Raw genomic sequence first — 17,052 nt, 5'->3', positions numbered from 1 at the left:
CGCTATTCGCGCCACATTCCCCAACATCTGCCCGGACTATCGGCAACAAACGACTGAATGTTCCCAAGATCGGAAACCGTCACATAGCAGTGCCTGCCTTCCGGTCCTCCGAACGTCAAGTTCGTGCAGTCTTTCCCTTCCAGCGGAATTTCCCGCAGCACTTCTCCTTGGGGCGAAATCTTGGCGATCACCCCTTTGCCGAAGCGGGTCACGTATAGGTTCCCTTCCATATCGCAGCGCATTCCGTCCAGCGAATAATCCGGAAATTCGATCAGCAGCCGCTTGTCGCTTACTTCCATATTCCCGTCCAACGTATAGGCCCAAATCTTGCGCTGCACGGATTCGTTGACATACAATATTTTCTCGTCAGGGCTTACTTCGATTCCGTTCGTCGTCCCCATGTCGGCTTCCAACAGCTTCGTAGTTCCGTCTTTGTTAACCCGCCACATTTGCCCTTTACCCGTTCCCCAATCAGGATCGCTGGCAAAAATAACTCCATCACGCGTGATGCAAATATCGTTCGGCTGATGCATACGCGGCTCATGGGCGTGAACCTTGATCTCTTTCGTGCGCATATCCACCCTGAGAACGTTATGATTCACATAGTCGGCAATGAACATCTCCCCGGCCCTGTTAAACCGGATCCCGTTGCCGACGCTGCCCCCGGATAGCTCCACAAAGACGCTTCCTTCTCCTTGGGGAGTGACTTTGCCGATCGTGCCTTGTACGCCAAAGTTGACCGCGTAGATATTTCCATCGCTGTCACATGCCGGTCCTTCAATGCCCGCCGTGAAAGTGTGGGGTTCTGTAACTCTCTCAATTACGAAATGATCCATATTAAGCGCCTCCGCGATTATCTATCGAACACCAGAGTGCCGAAACGGGAAGGCGTATGATAGTCTCCATTCCAGGTCGGCGACCATGCCTGAAAATGCCTCACTCCGCTGCGGTCATCATCGATCCGGTAGAAGTTGATCCGCCATGCCGTACCGATAGCGGGTTTCTTCTGAAAAAGGTCAAACGGGATTCGCAGATCATAGATTGCTAGTTTTCCATCCGATACGACATTGGTTTGAATTCCTTCCGCATGCCAATCCGTATGTACGATATAGTTCTCGCCGTCATTATCGATCTTGGCATCGAACAGCACATTAAACGGGCTGAGTTCCAACTCAATATAATGGGATCCTTCCCCGGCTTCGTCGATAAATACTTCAACGACGTCCTCCTCGTACAACGGATCGTCGTGATTGAGGAACTTGGAAACCACGTAATCGTCCTTGCATTCAAAGCGGACATACAGTGCGGATTCATCCCAGCAAACCTTCACCTTAGTTTCTTCCTGAACCGGCCCGCCTGTATTGACGTCTACGAGTTCTGCGGCGGGCAGGCCTTCCCAGACCGAATCTTCATAGTTTACGAACCGACATATCATCTTTTCTCGATCATTAGTCACGCGAATTCCCCGTTTCTTCTAAATCGCCATGTCAGACGGCCGGCGTACTGCGATCGCATCGATCTCAACCAGCAAATCGTAGTTCAAATCACAATAAATGGTCGTTCGGGCGGGATAAGGCGCCTCGAAAAATTGACGATACGTTTCATTGAACGCTTGGTAGAGCCCACGATCCGTCAGATAGACATTCACCTTCGCAATGTGCTCTAACCCCAACCCTTTCTGCGCCAAAATATCGCGGATATTCTCCATTGTAGCTATCGTTTGCGACTGGATGTCCGGTCCCACGATCTCACCCGTGGCAAGGTTAAGCCCGGCTTGACCGGAGACATATACGCAGTTATCCGTTACATAAGCATGGGAAAAGGGCAATGCGGCAATCTTTTCCGGCGTAATCGGTTTTTTCTTCAAACTTATTCCTCCCTAATATCTATATAGCTGCAGTTCCCTTATCCATTGCTTTAACCGTGCTGACCAACCAATCCGCTACGCAATTCGTGATGGCATCCAGATAGATGCGCCCGGCTTCAGCCGTTGCTTTATGCGGAGCATCCGTATACCCGTCGTACCCGGTCAATTCCCCATGCCTTCCAATGAAGGTTCCGGGGACACCCGAGTTGATCCATTCCCTGCTCACATGGGTCGTCTGCATTAGCTCGGTTCTTACCAGTTCGGGTTTCAGCGCCAGGACGGCCGCCGTTTCGAAACCTCCCGCATGCCCAGGCACCATTCCGAGCTCCGCCGCATTCAGCTCATTCATCGCTTCGCGAGCAACGCTCCAGTAAGCCGTGGACGCCACCCAGATGGGATGCTTCACCGCCAGATCGTTTACGGTCTGAACCATAATCGGTTCATTTCCCCCGTGCGCGTTAACGAAAATAATCTTTTTGAAACCGTCCGTAACGAGACTCTCCCCGATATCGCGAAGCATCTGCATATAAGTCAGGGAAGTAAACGACAGCGTCCCTCCGAACGAAAGGTGGTGCTGGGAACAGCCGATCGTCATTACGGGCGCCATTAGCACCTGCACCGTTTCGGCCGCTTTGCGTACCGCCCCGGATACGACATGATCGCATATCAAGCTGTCGGTAAACACGGGCAGATGGGGGCCATGCTGCTCGGTTGCCGCAAGTGGAACGACTATGGCGTATCCGCTGCTTGCCCTGCGTGAAACCTCTTCCCGGGTCAAATAATGCATATAAATTTCATTCATATTAGAAAATCACCTTTCCATTTCACATATGCGAGACGTTTTCAGAATTAATCATAGTTTTGCGTCTATTCCTTGTCAACGTTTTATTTATATTTAAGAAGCTATTTCATATATATGCGAATATTAGTGCATAAGGCGAAAAAAAGAGCCACTTCTCAATAAGCGACTCTAATATTAGGAATACACCTTCTGGCTTAGCTCTTCACACGCACTCTTGATCGAATGATGAATGATTGACCATGACTCTTCTGTGACGCGAACGTCCGGGATTGAAATACTGATGGCGGCAGCTACCTTATTGTTCCCATCCAATACCGCACCGGCCACGCAAGTGACTCCTGTCACCGTCTCGCCCCTATTGTATCCATATCCCGAAGCTTTGACCTTCTCAAGCTCAATTAACAAATCATCAAATGAACTTATCGTTCTGTCCGTAACCTGCTCCAATTGATCAGACGGGTAAATTTCGCGCAATTGTTCCACCGTTAATGTGGCGAGCAAGATTTTACCGGAGGCGGTCGCGTGGAGCGGGAAGGATTCCCCCAGATTAGGCGTATAACGCAGCGCATTCGTGCTCGTCTTTTCTCCGATATAACGAAGCTCATTCCCGACCCTGATAGACAGGTTCACGGTTTCGTTAAGCTGGGCAATCATTTTCTCCGCAATCCGGTAAAATTCGTCGCTCAAGCTCGTACCCTGGCTGTATCGGCTGCGGAGCATAAACAGCTTGTATCCAATCTTGAATTGTTTGCCTGATTTATCCACTTCCAGATATCCCCGGTTAAGCATATTTTGCAGGATAAGGTACGTGCTGCTCGACGGCATGTTCAGTAATTTCGATATCTCCGTTAAGCTGTAGGAATCTTGACCGACGGTAAATAATTCGAATATATCAAGCACCCGATCAGCGGATTTCACTTTATGTGTCGGTTGTTTCAATCCAATCGCCCCTTAATTGAAATAAATTCATTCCTATGAATTTATGGGGTAATTGTATCATGAAATCAATTTAAGCCCAATGGATGACGCTAGGATGAGCCCGATGAAGAAGACACGTCCTTCGTTTCCGACAACGCGGTCACAACCTTTCAAACCCGTTCTTGAACGGGTTAATCACTTCAATTGGGAAGCGGAAGAAACGTCCAAATACAACCACCAGTCGCTATGGGTTTTCAATATCGAAGCAGGAACTTCGCGGGAAATCTCCTCATTCAAAGTCCGCTTGATCGCGTTCGCTTTCACTTCGTGGGGAACGCAGGAAATAATCGTGGTGCTTTCCATAATTTTTCTTACCGTCATCGTAATTGCCTGTGCGGGAACCTGATTGATAGAGTCGAACCACCTCTCGCCCACCTGCTGTCTTTTGCATGCTTCATCCAATTCGACAATCTTATAAGCTGCAGTTGTATCAAAATCCGCCGGAGGATCGTTGAATGCAATGTGCGCGTTTTCTCCGATACCAATGAGGGCTAGATCGATCGGCGACCGATTGATTTCTTCTGTCAGATCCGCAATATTTCTTGCGACATCTCCTTCCCCGTTAACCAAATAAGCTTTCTTAACCGGGGCGTAGGACAGAAACCGTTCGCGTAAATATTTTCGAAAACTCGCGGGATGCGACTCCGGTAGCCCGACATATTCGTCGAGATGAAACATCTCGACCTTGCTCCAATCCACCTGTTTCTTGGCGAGCGCCTCTAAAAAAGGAAATTGCGATGCGCCGGTGGATAAAATAATCCGGGCGGCTCCTTGTTTCTCGATACATCCGTTAATGATCTCAGCCGCTTTGTCCGCCGCCGTTTTACCCAATTGTTCCGCTGTTTCGGCAACATGTAAATGCATGGTGATCCCTCCATAGTTATCAATTAGATTATCGAGCGTAAACCGAACAACCGGCTACAACCGTCTCCCGTACCGAGATGGCATAAGTTTGTTCATCATAATCAAACAGGGTCAACTGAGCGGGGCAGCCCACTTCAAGACGACCTAAACTCGAAGCCCCCAAAGCTCTGCCAGGACGAACGGTCACCGCTTCAATCGCTTCTCGGAGATCCATATCCGTGTAACGAATTGCACCGGTTATCCCTCTGTCCAGCGAGTAAGCCGATCCCGCCAGTATGTCCGGATTCGCTGCCGTCGACAGTCGTCCGTCCTCCCGAAGCTCGACTTCATCCCCGATGACGCTTTGGTATCGTCCGGGCGGCATACCTCCGAATTTGACGCAGTCGCTGACGAGGATCGCTTTGTCGCGTTTTGCGCGTACCATGGCCTTGATCACGGCAGGATGCAAATGATGGCCATCCGGAATGAACGTTGCCCATAGCCTGTCTTCCGCTAATTGGCTCCAAATGTAGTTGGGGTGCCTTGGGAGAATCGTATGCGAGCCGTTGCCCAGATGCGTAGAGACCGTCGCTCCCGCTTCAACCGCCGATTTCAATTGTTGTTCGTTTGCCATCGTATGACCAATGCACACGATGATATCGTGTTTCACCAACTTTTCGATAAAGGAGAGTGCGCCTTCCGTCTCTGGTGCGATCGTCACCATTCGAATGAGCCCGTCCGCCGCATCCTGAAACCGAAGGAACTCCTCCCAGTCCGGTTTGCGGACATGCTGTTTGGGATGGGCTCCTCGCGGTCCGTCTTCCGAAGAGATATAGGGTCCCTCCAAATGAATGCCGTAAATCGATTCGCGAACGGGAGAATCGGACCTCTTGACGGACGCAATCATTTTCATAGACCTTTTGATCTGATCGTGATCACCGGTAACGACAGTAGGCAAATATGCGGTAACCCCTTTTGAATGCAAAGCCTTGGACACGCCAAGAACATCATCAGACGTCACCGAGTCGCCGTTAAAATCGAACCCGGCGAATCCGTTGACTTGCAAATCGATCCATCCCGGTGAAATCCACGCCATGCCCTCTGCTTCTTCAACTTGGCTTATATCCGTAATTATGCCGTTGCGGGCTGTTACTTCCACAGCGCAGCCCGTTCCCGTATTCATACCCCGCCATTTCATCTGCATATTCCTTCCACGGTTAATCCGTTGTACAACCATCTTTCTTCTATCTATCATAAGACAAAATAAGTTCCTTGTATTGGTCAATTTTGCTATAATGACACCAAATATGATCTATTTTGTTATGGAGTGATCCAATGCAGATCGGAGAAATTGAAGCCTTCGACTATGGCGAGCAAGAGGGCGATTTTTACATCCAACAAGTGATGCGTACGACTCCTTATGAGAAAACTAACCATTTCCACGGCAACTATGAGATATACTACCTTCTCTCAGGGCGCCGTAATTATTTTATTAAGGATAGCGCCTACGCAATTGCAGCCGGCGATCTCTTGTTCATCAACAAGTATGACGTCCACAAAACATCCGGGCTCGGATCCCCTCAGCATGAAAGAATTGTTGTGAATTTCAGCGATGCTTTTCTGGGATCCGGCCATCCGCTATTTCGGCCCGAACTGCTGCATGTATTTCGCAGAAGCAACCACTTATATCGGCTGAAGCCGCGCGAGCAGTGGTTCGTTGAGGATTCGTTCCGCAATATGATAAGCGAGATCGAACGCAAAGAAGACGGATTCGAATTGTCGATTCGCCTTATCCTTGCGCAGCTCCTGCAGTTCGCCTCCCGATTGAAGGATAGCGATGCAGCGGTAACCGACGACCCGCTAAGTCCGACGCATCGAAAAATCGCCGATGTCGTCAAACACATCAACGCCTGCTACCAAGAAAAGCTCCCTCTTTCTGAGTTGTCCGAAATCTTCGACATGAGCCCGGCTTATCTTAGTCGAACCTTCAAGAAGGTAACCGGCTTCAGCCTAGTAAGCTATCATAACTTAATACGCATCCGTGAAGCGCAAAAACTGCTGCAAGAAACAGACAAAAAAGTTGCGGAAATATCGGAAAGAGTCGGTTTCGAACAATTCGCCCATTTTAACCGGACATTCAAGAAGACCGTGGGAATGAATCCTCTGCGTTACCGGAAAATTTTTGTGAAGTGAACCTATTACTCCGATTGCTGAAATCGATACTGCGAGTTGGCCAGCTTTAGGCAATCGCCTTCTTGCAAGGCATACAGTTCATAAGGAGCCATTGGCTTGTCATTCAGTCGGCTGCCGTTTCTTGAGCCGAGGTCTTTCACTTTCCATTGCTCGGATACTCGCACAAGCTCCGCATGCGCTCGAGAAATTCCCACGGTTTCATCGACGTGCTGCGCGGCCTCGGCGGATCGGCCGATGACTAACGAATTTCCTTGGAGAGGAATTCGGCTTGCGCCCCCCTTCGTTTCCCAAACCAAATAGCAGGCTTCGATTGGAGAAGCTCGGCAGTTATCGAGCAAAGCGGTTTGGTCATGAATCGGAGCTGGAAGCCATGAAGTCTCGGGAGAATGTGAAATGCTATCGTCTTTTTCTTCCGGATAATGAGTCGATGCATTACCCGTAGGAGATAGAACCCTTTGCGACGCGGTGAGAGCATTCGGGAATCTCGGGCTCGCCCCCAGCTCTCTATTGTCTATTTCCTCGTTATCTCCTATCGGATCGAATAGATCGCCACTCTGAGGCCTTTCTACTTGAGGTTGAGCATGGTGCCTCCTTTTGGCCCATTGAGGCAAGCCATTCCATAAGAGAATTACGCCGGCACCGATCATTAAAGTTAAACATAGGCAATAAAGTAATTTTTGCTGGCTCGGTTGATCCATGTATATGAATCTCCAACCCAATGCCAGAAGGAATAAACCAAAACACGCGACGATGATTCGCCAACGGCCAATATCCATTGGTTTAGCGTCAAGTTCTGTATCCGCTGGAGCTTGCTTTGTCCCATACATATGCATTCGGCTTTGTCTCGGCGCCGAGTCGTCTCCCAACAACTCCGAATGGGAATGGGGGTCACCCGAAGGCGGACCGAATAGTTCCCAAGCGCGTGAAGGCTTGGCCGTGTGGACTGAATTGGATTCGGTTGGCATAGTCGATGGCAGCGCCGGTACTGGAGTCTGGAGCGATATCGAGCTTCTTTCATTAAGCGTACCGGCTAAGTACTTTCTTGCATAACGGCTAAGAGTGATCGGCATAAAGCCTGTGGATGCTACAAGCCGCAATATCGCTTGCATAGCCTGTCCGTCCGGTTCTTTAACCTTCATTACCCAACGGATAATAAGACGCTCCAAATCATCCGCCCTATGAAGCGTCGGCATGTCGATCGGAATATACGTAAACTTCAAATCATTCCATTCGTCGCCTACGAATATGAACTCATCGTGCAGCCTAATCCGATCCGCATCGAGCAAATATAACCTGCATTCCTCAAGCACTTCCGCGAGCCGGCACAATGCCCCCATCATTTCGCTCATCGACCAATTCGACGTTCTCAACGCCTCCGACAGCATGCGGGTCCCCGACAAAGTATACCTGAGCGAAAGCTGCCCATCGCATTCTTCCGTCTCAAGCGGAAGCAACCCGGGAATATCGCACATTTTCAACATCTGCAGTTGGGTTTCGTTTAACTCGTCACGCGATACTGGAGGATTACGCTCCACAACCATGACATGCCCTCTCTTCTGCTCATACCGGATTATTAAAGGTTCCATATGTTATCCCTACCCTTTCCCCAATAAGGTAATGAACCCTGGAGCAACCGCCAGCATAAAAGGAAATCTCGCCCCTCTCCCAATCGTTAACGGATGGGGACCCCAAGGCCACTTCAACCGTTTCCCTATCGCCTGCAAACCCGGAAGTCGGAGCAACAACAGCGCAACCGCGATTCCTCCGGCAAAAAGAATCGAGATTACGAGAAGCTCCAACGTTAATAATGCGCCCATCCAGCTTCCGAACGCCCCGAACCACTTGACGTCCCCGCCTCCGATTCCCCCGAAACGGTTCATGACGAATAGAGGGACCATGCCTGTTAACACGCCGCCCAACGCCCACCACAATCCAGCCATCCCGTGAATGAATAGTTGATACAGAAAACCTCCGACGGCAAATAATACCGTTAATCCATTAGGTATTTGCATTCGCCTTAAATCCGTCCAGCAAGCCGAAATCAACAAGAGGCTTACCGCAACCAGCACCTCTATTTTCATTTCCCATCCTCCTTCGGCAAACTTTTCCCTGCCACTTGGAACGACTGCTGCCACTCTCCGCCATCCGCATTCGCGACCTGCAAGCTCCATTGCCCCGGGGTAGTCCTGCCCGACACATGCCAGGTCCAGGATACGAGTCCCGATGCATCCGCCTTGGCGCTGCCCAAGTGCTTCGCTTGGCTTAATCCGCTCTTGTATACAATGGACAGATCAACTACTGTACCCGGTTTCGTTCTGATGACAAGCGTCGCCTTGCGCCCCGGCTTAACCGGATTAGGTTCCAACGACACGAAGGTAACGTTAAAGGGTTCCTTTCCCTCCTTCTCGATTCGGGATATGGAGGGACTGCCGCCTATCCATACCCGCTCCCGAGCGGATTCGCGAAGCACCAGCTTACGGCCCAGTAAAGGGACTTGGTAAGGCAGAACGTATTCGGCTTCAAGAGTTAAATAGGCATTATTCTTATCTTCATCATCAGGCAAACCTACCGAAGATACGGTTATTCTGTTGGCATCCAGTACGCGTTGATCAACAAATTGCCCCATTAGCTGGCTGAAAGCGAACTTGGCAGATTGCTGCTCCAACGAAAAAGAACCGCTCGCAGCTTGCTCTGCCCATTCCTTCATCGGGGAAGGTAACCAATTTCCGTACTCGTTAACGGTTTCGCCAACCTTTTGCCATTTGTCATTCCAATGTTCGACTTGTTGGATAACTTCGGAGGCTCTTGCTTGCTCTACTCCAAGAGAAATAGGATACCAAGCAGATGCAGCTTGTCGTGCGGTTTGAGACAGCGCTCCGTGCAAAGCCATTGAAATGACGGCTGTTTGAACGATGAAAATCAAGAAAAAAACAAACATCAAGAAGATCGGCATCACTAACGCCGTTTCCAATGTTACTCCGCCGCCCGCCGCGAATATGGAATGTCTGCTTTTATTGGTAGGAGCTATCGGCGGTATATGTTGCTTCATAACGGTTCCCCTTTACCGTTCCTCCTAAATTGCCGTACCTTTCCATTACCTTCAGCAAACCAGGGAAAAACCACAATTTTACGGAAGCCGTTCCTTCCCCGCTCGCATAAGTATAAGCTCCGCGAAAGGACAACCCGGAAGCGTGCTCCATTACCGCTATCATTCTTGCAAGATGGTTGGCGGAGCCGCCATGAGTAAGCATAAACAGCCTCAAATAATCGGTATAAACGGTATCTACTTTAATATATTTGGAAAGTTGAACCGTCCCTTTCTCTACCAAAAGATTCAGATCCAGCAGAGCGTTACGAATACCATAGACTAGCGCTGCAGCCAACACGAGAAGCGGATGTCCCATCGTACGGCATTCAATAAGACCTTCCATCGTCCGTATGGCCAAACGAAAAGCAAATACCTCGCCATATGCGGCAGCTATATTCGCCGAAGGGTTATTCAACCCATACAAAATATATTCCGCTTCCTGTTGATCGATATGAAGCGGCGCTTCTCCTCCGTGCAGCATCTCCTTAACGAGAACCGGATCGTAATGAGACAGCCTTGATATCGTATATTCCGAGAAATAAAACTGGTCTCTGGCACCTGATAATGAGCCTTGGAGAATATCCATTAAACGATTGGATGCGGACATCGCTTCGTCCCTTCCCTCGGACGGATCATTCTTGGACTCAGCTTTGGCTTGTTCCTCCTCGGTCTGATTCCACTCCCTGTTGCTTTGATAGAGCTTACCCACTTGCTCGAAATCCGCCTTCTCTTCCTCAGAACCGGATACTCCTGCTAATGTCCCCATGAAATGAGTCGCGCCGCCCCAGGCTAACTTGGCTTTTTGCTCCTCCTGCTTGCGTTCCCGATCGTAGGATCGATGAGCTTGCAGAGTCGCTGCCCTATTAGAACAGACCGAACCGTTCGGACCATAGTCACGAACATATTCGGAATAAGTGCTCTGCAAATGATCAACTCCACTGCGCACAGCCTCTCCTCTTCCGGTGGATCCAGGCACGGAGGAGGCAAGTGAGGAAAAGGCCGCAGCCTCGCCAGCAAGCAATTGTCCTTGTGCTTGCTGATGCCTGATTTCCGCATCGTATTCCTCGAAAAACCGTTCATCTAGAATAAGCTCCTCAGCCGTCTTTCGAAGTTCTGCCATAGATTCAACCTGATTTGCGCCAACGGTTGATCCGGGTTCCGTAAACTCGATGTCGGAGGATGCGGGCGGCACCGATTTGGCTTGTTCAACGATCGCCCGCATTTCATCGTTGGCCTCCTTAGCCTTGAGGTAAGCTTCAATCGCTTCTTCCCCGCCGACCTCGGATAACGCGCGTATCGCAGTCGAACTTTCGCTTAAACGAGAAGCCAAGGAAACCGCTCCTGATTCATAAGCCGCAACTTCAGCTTCATAGCGGGGACCGTCCGCTTCGCCAATCTCTTCCTCTCTCTGGCGTTGGGCTTCTCTTCTCGTTTCATCGTCTTGCCGTTTGCTCACGTAGTCTTCATATTGAACCGCGATATCTACGATTGTGCGGACATCCCCCACTGGCTCGCTTGGACTGAGATGCCTTGGCGGATATGGAACTTCCGGCGAAAGCAGTCGTTTAATTTTTTCCCCATACCGACGTTGGGCAGCTAAAACCTCATCCAATGCGGATTCGCGGCGATCGTAAGCTTTGCGCATTCTTTCCAAGAGATCGACCGTTGCAGACGCTTCTTTCATAGCCCCCGACACTCCGCGAAAACGCTGGGCCATCTCAAGAGCTAAATCTATCGGAGCCTTATATTTCATTTCTTCTAGTATTTGTCTGCGGAATACGTCGTGGGCAGCTAACGGGCGACTTTCCGTGACATCCGTTTCCTCCCATTCGGTGTCCAGGAAGTTAAATGCTCCATCGCCCAAAGTGGCCGCATTCCCTTTTAACGTCTCCAGAAATAGCTCATTTGCGGACTCCCCGCCTCTGATAAACAATCCATAACGATCGTAAATAACTGGATCATAGGAAGAGAGTACCGACCGGACACCCGATTTAACGGCCAGCTCCGCTTGCTTGCGAAATGCGGCTACCCGAGCAAAGTCGATAAGCAGTGCCGTAAGCAAAACAAAAGCGGCGGTCATGACGATAAAATAGATCGATACCGAACCAGCCGTACCCTTCGTCTTTATTTTTGATCCCTCCATCGCCATCTTAGTAAAATCATTTAAGACCGCGCTTTCGGAGAATAGCCCCTGCTTTATCGCGCCAAGCCGCAGCCCCGCCCGGTGCCGCCTTCATCTTCGAGGCATAGTACCGAACCAAATCGAAAGAACGTAGAAACTCCGTCGGCTCAACGACCAATGCGGCCACTGCTGCTGTTGCTGCATCCTCCCCGCGTAACCAAGTCAGAGGCTTGGCAAGCCACACGCTTGTCATATTCACTTCGATTTCCCGTTTAACCCCGATGTTACGGTAGCTTATGCCGCCTATCCCAAGACGATGGACTGTGGCCGTTTGGGATCCTATTTTCCTAAGCTTGTCCTCCGCTGACGAACCTTGGCTTCCCTCCATTCCATGGCGAATCTCGATGCTCGTGCTGTAGTTCCCTGACGCCAAACCGAATAATCCTTGGACTAGGCTGTCATCGAATAATCGCCAATACAATCCATCGTATTGACCCTGAGGGTAAGCACCTGTAAGTGCGTCCTTCCCCGAGTTCGACCAGACGAATGCTGTCCGTTCCGCCGTAATCGAACTGCTGTAGTAGAGTATGGCCCCCTGCGAGATGAACAAGGAAAACAACAGCAACAGAAAGGTCATCATGAGAACCCAAGGGAACACCATCGATGCTTCCAAGGAAATCGAGCCCTCTCTGTTTCCCCACAAACCATCCTTATCCGATCGAATATCGTCCATATCATTTTTCATTTGAATATGGTGTTTGCTTTGCCTTCAACGGAGTCCATCAGGCTTCCAAGAAAGTCCATAATCCAGTCCTTGAAAAATAGCGCGACCATTATCAACACTGCCGCGATGAGTACGATTTCCAGCGTTCCGATCCCTTTCTCGTCTCTCCATAATGAGCCTATTGCCCTTACTCCCAATTGAAACAAGTTCGTCATCTTAGTTCATCCTCTCTAACAAATTTACATCATCAGCATCGTTGGTGCCCCGACTAATACCATGATCAGCAAAAATACGATCGCAAGCGGAAAAGCGAGGCGCGAGGAAGCTTGTTCACCTAGCGTACGGGCGATCGCTTTCCTTTTATCCCACATTTGCCGGGTTAGCTCCCTTAATGCCGGAACGAAGGCTTCTCCCCCTCTTCGCGCGTTAATCAAGAGCGTTGTAGCGAACAATTTCACCTCCGGCACTGCGCATCTGCGGCCCATTTCTTCTAGGGCGACGGATAAACTTTCTCCTCGTTTCATCCTCTCCATAGCTGCGCTTAACTCAACATATAGGGGATTCCCGTCACCTTGCTTCTGTTCAATCGAACGGGCCAACGCCCGCATCACATTCTCGCCTGCATTAACCATTAACAGCAGTCGGCTAAGCAACTCGGGAAGTTCCATCACGATGCTCAGACGACGTGTATCCACCTTTCTCTTCAGCTCTTTGGCTCGTAATACCGGAAGGCAGCACGCAATAACGATACCCATGAAAAACAATGAAGAATTACCGGCCATAACGGCGAGTACACCAGAAAGCAGCAATACGATATAAGAAAGGCCTAGACTTTCGGCAGCCCAGCCGAGCAACCTCTCGCGATCGCAAACTCCGCCGTGCAATAAAGCCAGTGAAATTCTCTGCCTTTGCAGCATAGGCTGTACTCTCTCTAAAAGCGGACGATATAAGAGGAGGGCGACGAAAGGATCGATATGAAGACGAGGCGGGCTACTCCTTTTCGTGCGTAGCGTCTGAACCGCCAGTCCTGCATATAAAACAAACAATCCCGCTACAATTGCCCGTAACAACCAAGCGCTCATAGCTTGATATCCATGATCCGAAACATCCACCAGTTGCAGACCAACAATAGAAGCAAGCATACCGTTAACAGAATGAGTCCCATCCCTTCGTGCAAAGGTTCCATATAATCCCCTGCAATAAATCCGAGAACTCCGACGAAGACGAAAGGCATCCCCATCATAATCCGCGACTCGAATTTCTTCTGGGAAACGAGAACGGAAACCTCAAGCTCAACCTCCATTTTCTCGCCAATAAGCTGCGAGGTTCTTCGGACAACTTCGACCAAATCTCCTCCCGCTCTTTTGCAAATCGTAATTACGTCGGCGAAGTTCCTCACCTCCTCCAAATCCGAGCGTTGCGCAAAATCCTGCAAGGTTGCCTCAAGCGTTTCCCCATTGCCCATTCGATTCGTAATGGCCCTTAATTCCATGATCAAGTCAGATCGAGAATCTCCGATGAGAAGGACCAAATCATTCTCCAGCGACATAAACGCGTTCTCAACCGCTCTGCCCGCCGAGAGAAGCGAAGACAACGCCTGAAGCGCTTCTTTGAATTGTTGCCGCAGCTTATCTCGGCGTTTACCGCACAATACCTTCGCATACCGTCGTGGATATAACAAACCAATTGGAGCCGCTGCGAATGCGATAAAGTAGTGCCGGTACATTAGCCAAATCGCCATGAAGCAGAAAGTACACCCAACGCCGATCGCCCACAGCTTCTCGTATTTGTTCAGACGATAATGGCTATAGTCCGGCATCGGCAGACCCCCTGAATATCCCCGCATCCCGCAGCTTGCGCGTATCTCGGAGCTGTTCAAGCTGAATCAGCCGACCGACGATCCGCCCTTCCGATTCCGTTTCTTCTTCGAAACGGAACAACGTGCTCAGCTCGACTTCACCGTCACGGATTCCCGTGACTTCGCAAATTTCCGCTACCCGACGCGTCGAATCACGGAAACGGCTCAAATGAATTATGATATCTACCGCTGACGCAATCTGCTGCCGAACGACCGCTACAGGCAAGTCCGCTCCGCTAAGCACCATCGTCTCCAGCCGGGAAATCATATCCCTCGCTCCATTCGAGTGCCCCGTTGAGAGGCTTCCCTCATGGCCGGAATTCATCGCCTGCAGCATATCGAGCGCCTCCGCACCCCGAACTTCTCCGACAATGATTCGATTAGGACGCATGCGCAGCGATGCGCGAATCAGCTCGCGAATGCCGATCTGCCCTTTGCCCTCGCTATTCGCGTTGCGCGTTTCTAACGAGACTAAATTAGGAACCCCGCGTATTTGCAGCTCGGCCGCATCTTCGATCGTAATGACCCGTTCATCCGACGGGATCCACTGGCTAAGCGCATTGAGGAACGTCGTCTTTCCCGAGCCTGTTCCTCCGCTAATGAACAAGTTATATTTAGCCGCAACCATCCGACTAAGAAATTCCGCAGCTTCAGGCGATAGGGCTTCCATCTCCAGCAAATCCTTCATCCCAAGCGGGTTCTGCGGGAAACGGCGGATCGTGACGGTTGGCCCCTTCAAAGCGATAGGCGGCAAAACAACATGGACTCTAGAGCCATCCGGCAAACGCGCATCCACAATGGGAGAAGCTTCGTTCACGATGCGATTCACTCGGCCAACCATGCTTTGGATCAGGTCCTCCAATCTTTCGGAGCTTTCAAATCCGAGATTAACGGTTTGGAGCTCTCCACGTCTCTCGATATAAATTTCATTATGGGAATTGATCATTATCTCCGTTATTTCGTTATCTTCCAGTAAAGGCTGCAAAGCATCCAAGCCGCGGAAGGAATGAAATAGTCGAGTAACCGCGGATTTACGCTCTCCCGCAGTCATCTGACGCGTTCGTTCTCTACGGAATAACTCGTTCTCAATTAGCATCTGCAACTCATCATCCGATACGGCGCTGTCCCAGGATAGCCTTGATCGGACAGCCTCCCTTAATTCAGCCAGCTCCCCTAACGTGAGTCCGCTGATTGCCATGCCCTTCCTCCCTTCTCCGTCTGGTACTTGGTACGCTTACTACGCCAATTCCCAATTGATCCAACAGTTGCTCCACTGCTCCGGAGAATGCCGGGGCACCAAGCAGCCGGCCCGGTTGATCCACCGCCTTCCATTGGGGAATGTAGGGTAAAATTGCCGTAGGAGCTAAGCCCGGCAACTCCCATCGGTTGACCATTCCGCCTCCATGTCCTTTATTCATAATGAACGTAAGCTTCTTAATGTCTTCTCCGATATGTGTCTGCCAATGATGAAGCAATTTGTTTGTCTTCATGAGCGACTGGGCATCATCAATCGCAAGCCATAAAACCTTGTCGCTTGCCTGTATTAACCCGCGATGCCATTCTCCCGCTCCCGAGTCCGGATCGACCACGATCAGATCGTAACGCCCCGTATTTCGAAGTTTTTCCAACAGCGTCATCAAGAGCTCGGCGGTTAGAGCTAAACGTTCTCCGGGATGATCCGGTGCATCCAGGAAATCAGTCCGCAGCTGAGGCTGATGGCGGCAAAGCTGCTCCAATTGCTCTCCCCAGCGATCGGGGTGCACCTGCAGGCTATATAGCAATCGCGATAAGCTATCCGGCTCGCCCTTGCCGAACAACAAGGAAGTCGCATTCAGCGCTTCCATGTTTAAGTAAAAGGTCCGCAGGCTCCGTTCCCCTGCTTGGCGGATTAAGTTCAAGGCTAACGTCGTTTTGCCTGTTCCACCCGATGCCGAGAAACAGTCAGTACTTGGCATCCTGAAAGGGGAGCATCCGCGGGACCTAACAAACCTCCCCTTATTCCCGAAAGTAAAGCGGGTAACGGTTGATATTGAATGATTTCTTGCCACTCGCCGCCGCCCTTCCCTTTCTCTTTGACTAACGCCATGATTTTACCGATTTTGCCGCATAACGATGCCACTTCTCTTAACATCTCCGACTGTCCGATCAACAGATCGACTGTCCTCGGATCCTGCAGTTCCCTTCGCAATGCGCTTGCATGCGTGAAAGATACAATGTCCCATCCCGGCTCTTCGTCCCGAATGTACTCGGCTAGCTTAGCTGCGTATTCCCGTTGCGGTACTGCCAATACGACTCTCTTCGTCATCCCCTTGCACCCCTTTCCGAAAATGCAAAAAACCGCAAACCCCGACGTATGAACGCCAGAATTTGCGGTGCTTCCGCTTAACTTTTTTGAATGTATCGATACGATACCATGAGTTTCCAATTACGTCAACCGGTACGCTTTCAAAATGTTGTTGTGCTGTGATAATGTCACCCTATAACTGTTCTGAGATAATGTCACTATGGGACAGGAGACAGTGACATTGACCAGAGCAGAGATGAAGAAGGTATTAGTGGTGGAGAAGATCTTTGGGG

General features: G+C 50.3%; 19 protein-coding genes. 1 reads left to right on the top strand and 18 read right to left on the bottom strand.

What is annotated here, in order from left to right; translation table 11 throughout:
- Positions 1-2 precede the first annotated feature (2 nt).
- The 7 genes from K7P76_RS19760 to nagA all read right to left on the bottom strand — a co-directional run bounded on the left by K7P76_RS19760 (position 3) and on the right by nagA (position 5,688).
- Positions 3-836: an SMP-30/gluconolactonase/LRE family protein gene (locus K7P76_RS19760; RefSeq protein WP_232187037.1), complete on the bottom strand. Its 834-nt coding sequence runs from the start codon at positions 834-836 to the stop codon at positions 3-5.
- 17 nt (positions 837-853) lie between these two features.
- On the bottom strand, positions 854-1,456 hold the full coding sequence (locus K7P76_RS19755; protein WP_232187036.1) for a carbohydrate-binding family 9-like protein: 603 nt from the start codon (positions 1,454-1,456) through the stop codon (positions 854-856).
- A gap of 18 nt (positions 1,457-1,474) precedes the next feature.
- Positions 1,475-1,867: a RidA family protein gene (locus tag K7P76_RS19750; RefSeq protein WP_232187035.1), complete on the bottom strand. Its 393-nt coding sequence runs from the start codon at positions 1,865-1,867 to the stop codon at positions 1,475-1,477.
- A 19-nt stretch (positions 1,868-1,886) separates the two neighbouring features.
- Positions 1,887-2,669 (bottom strand): creatininase family protein, encoded by a 783-nt coding sequence (locus K7P76_RS19745; RefSeq protein ID WP_232187034.1) that lies wholly within the window; start codon positions 2,667-2,669, stop codon positions 1,887-1,889.
- A gap of 174 nt (positions 2,670-2,843) precedes the next feature.
- Positions 2,844-3,608, bottom strand: a complete 765-nt coding sequence (locus K7P76_RS19740) for an IclR family transcriptional regulator (RefSeq protein WP_232187033.1) — start codon at positions 3,606-3,608, stop codon at positions 2,844-2,846.
- Positions 3,609-3,782: 174 nt separating this feature from the next.
- Positions 3,783-4,511 (bottom strand): glucosamine-6-phosphate deaminase, encoded by a 729-nt coding sequence (locus K7P76_RS19735; protein ID WP_232187032.1) that lies wholly within the window; start codon positions 4,509-4,511, stop codon positions 3,783-3,785.
- Positions 4,512-4,539: 28 nt separating this feature from the next.
- On the bottom strand, positions 4,540-5,688 hold the full coding sequence (gene nagA, locus K7P76_RS19730; protein ID WP_232187031.1) for an N-acetylglucosamine-6-phosphate deacetylase: 1,149 nt from the start codon (positions 5,686-5,688) through the stop codon (positions 4,540-4,542).
- A gap of 137 nt (positions 5,689-5,825) precedes the next feature.
- Between nagA and K7P76_RS19725 the strand changes: the two genes are divergently transcribed.
- Positions 5,826-6,683, top strand: coding sequence for an AraC family transcriptional regulator (locus K7P76_RS19725; protein WP_232187030.1), 858 nt, complete (start codon positions 5,826-5,828; stop codon positions 6,681-6,683).
- 5 nt (positions 6,684-6,688) lie between these two features.
- Here K7P76_RS19725 and K7P76_RS19720 read toward each other — a convergent pair whose 3' ends face one another.
- The 11 genes from K7P76_RS19720 to K7P76_RS19670 are packed head-to-tail and all read right to left on the bottom strand — an operon-like array spanning position 6,689 to position 16,780.
- Positions 6,689-8,269, bottom strand: a complete 1,581-nt coding sequence (locus tag K7P76_RS19720; protein WP_232187029.1) for a DUF6382 domain-containing protein — start codon at positions 8,267-8,269, stop codon at positions 6,689-6,691.
- A 9-nt stretch (positions 8,270-8,278) separates the two neighbouring features.
- Positions 8,279-8,764, bottom strand: a complete 486-nt coding sequence (locus K7P76_RS19715) for an A24 family peptidase (protein WP_232187028.1) — start codon at positions 8,762-8,764, stop codon at positions 8,279-8,281.
- On the bottom strand, positions 8,761-9,732 hold the full coding sequence (locus K7P76_RS19710) for a TadE family protein (RefSeq protein WP_232187027.1): 972 nt from the start codon (positions 9,730-9,732) through the stop codon (positions 8,761-8,763). The genes K7P76_RS19715 and K7P76_RS19710 overlap by 4 nt, the downstream gene beginning before the upstream one ends.
- Positions 9,695-11,920 (bottom strand): hypothetical protein, encoded by a 2,226-nt coding sequence (locus K7P76_RS19705; protein ID WP_232187026.1) that lies wholly within the window; start codon positions 11,918-11,920, stop codon positions 9,695-9,697. Before K7P76_RS19705 ends, K7P76_RS19710 begins: the two co-directional genes overlap by 38 nt.
- A gap of 10 nt (positions 11,921-11,930) precedes the next feature.
- Positions 11,931-12,638 carry a hypothetical protein gene (locus tag K7P76_RS19700; protein ID WP_232187025.1) on the bottom strand — a complete coding sequence of 236 codons (708 nt, stop codon included), beginning with the start codon at positions 12,636-12,638 and terminating at the stop codon, positions 11,931-11,933.
- Positions 12,635-12,832: a Flp1 family type IVb pilin gene (locus K7P76_RS19695; protein WP_232187024.1), complete on the bottom strand. Its 198-nt coding sequence runs from the start codon at positions 12,830-12,832 to the stop codon at positions 12,635-12,637. Before K7P76_RS19695 ends, K7P76_RS19700 begins: the two co-directional genes overlap by 4 nt.
- Before the next feature lie 24 nt (positions 12,833-12,856).
- On the bottom strand, positions 12,857-13,699 hold the full coding sequence (locus tag K7P76_RS19690; RefSeq protein ID WP_232187023.1) for a type II secretion system F family protein: 843 nt from the start codon (positions 13,697-13,699) through the stop codon (positions 12,857-12,859).
- Positions 13,696-14,436 carry a type II secretion system F family protein gene (locus tag K7P76_RS19685; protein ID WP_232187022.1) on the bottom strand — a complete coding sequence of 247 codons (741 nt, stop codon included), beginning with the start codon at positions 14,434-14,436 and terminating at the stop codon, positions 13,696-13,698. The genes K7P76_RS19690 and K7P76_RS19685 overlap by 4 nt, the downstream gene beginning before the upstream one ends.
- Positions 14,423-15,673 (bottom strand): TadA family conjugal transfer-associated ATPase, encoded by a 1,251-nt coding sequence (locus K7P76_RS19680; RefSeq protein WP_232187021.1) that lies wholly within the window; start codon positions 15,671-15,673, stop codon positions 14,423-14,425. Before K7P76_RS19680 ends, K7P76_RS19685 begins: the two co-directional genes overlap by 14 nt.
- Positions 15,636-16,430, bottom strand: a complete 795-nt coding sequence (locus K7P76_RS19675; RefSeq protein WP_232187020.1) for a P-loop NTPase family protein — start codon at positions 16,428-16,430, stop codon at positions 15,636-15,638. Before K7P76_RS19675 ends, K7P76_RS19680 begins: the two co-directional genes overlap by 38 nt.
- A complete protein-coding gene (locus tag K7P76_RS19670) occupies positions 16,376-16,780 on the bottom strand; it encodes a hypothetical protein (RefSeq protein WP_232187019.1) in 405 nt (134 codons plus the stop codon). The genes K7P76_RS19675 and K7P76_RS19670 overlap by 55 nt, the downstream gene beginning before the upstream one ends.
- Between the last annotated feature and the right edge of the window lie 272 nt (positions 16,781-17,052).

Origin of the sequence: Cohnella silvisoli (assembly GCF_021190915.1) — a bacterium.
Taxonomy (GTDB): domain Bacteria; phylum Bacillota; class Bacilli; order Paenibacillales; family Paenibacillaceae; genus Cohnella; species Cohnella silvisoli.
Note: the sequence above shows the minus strand (reverse complement) of the source record. Positions and strands in the feature narration are given on the sequence as shown.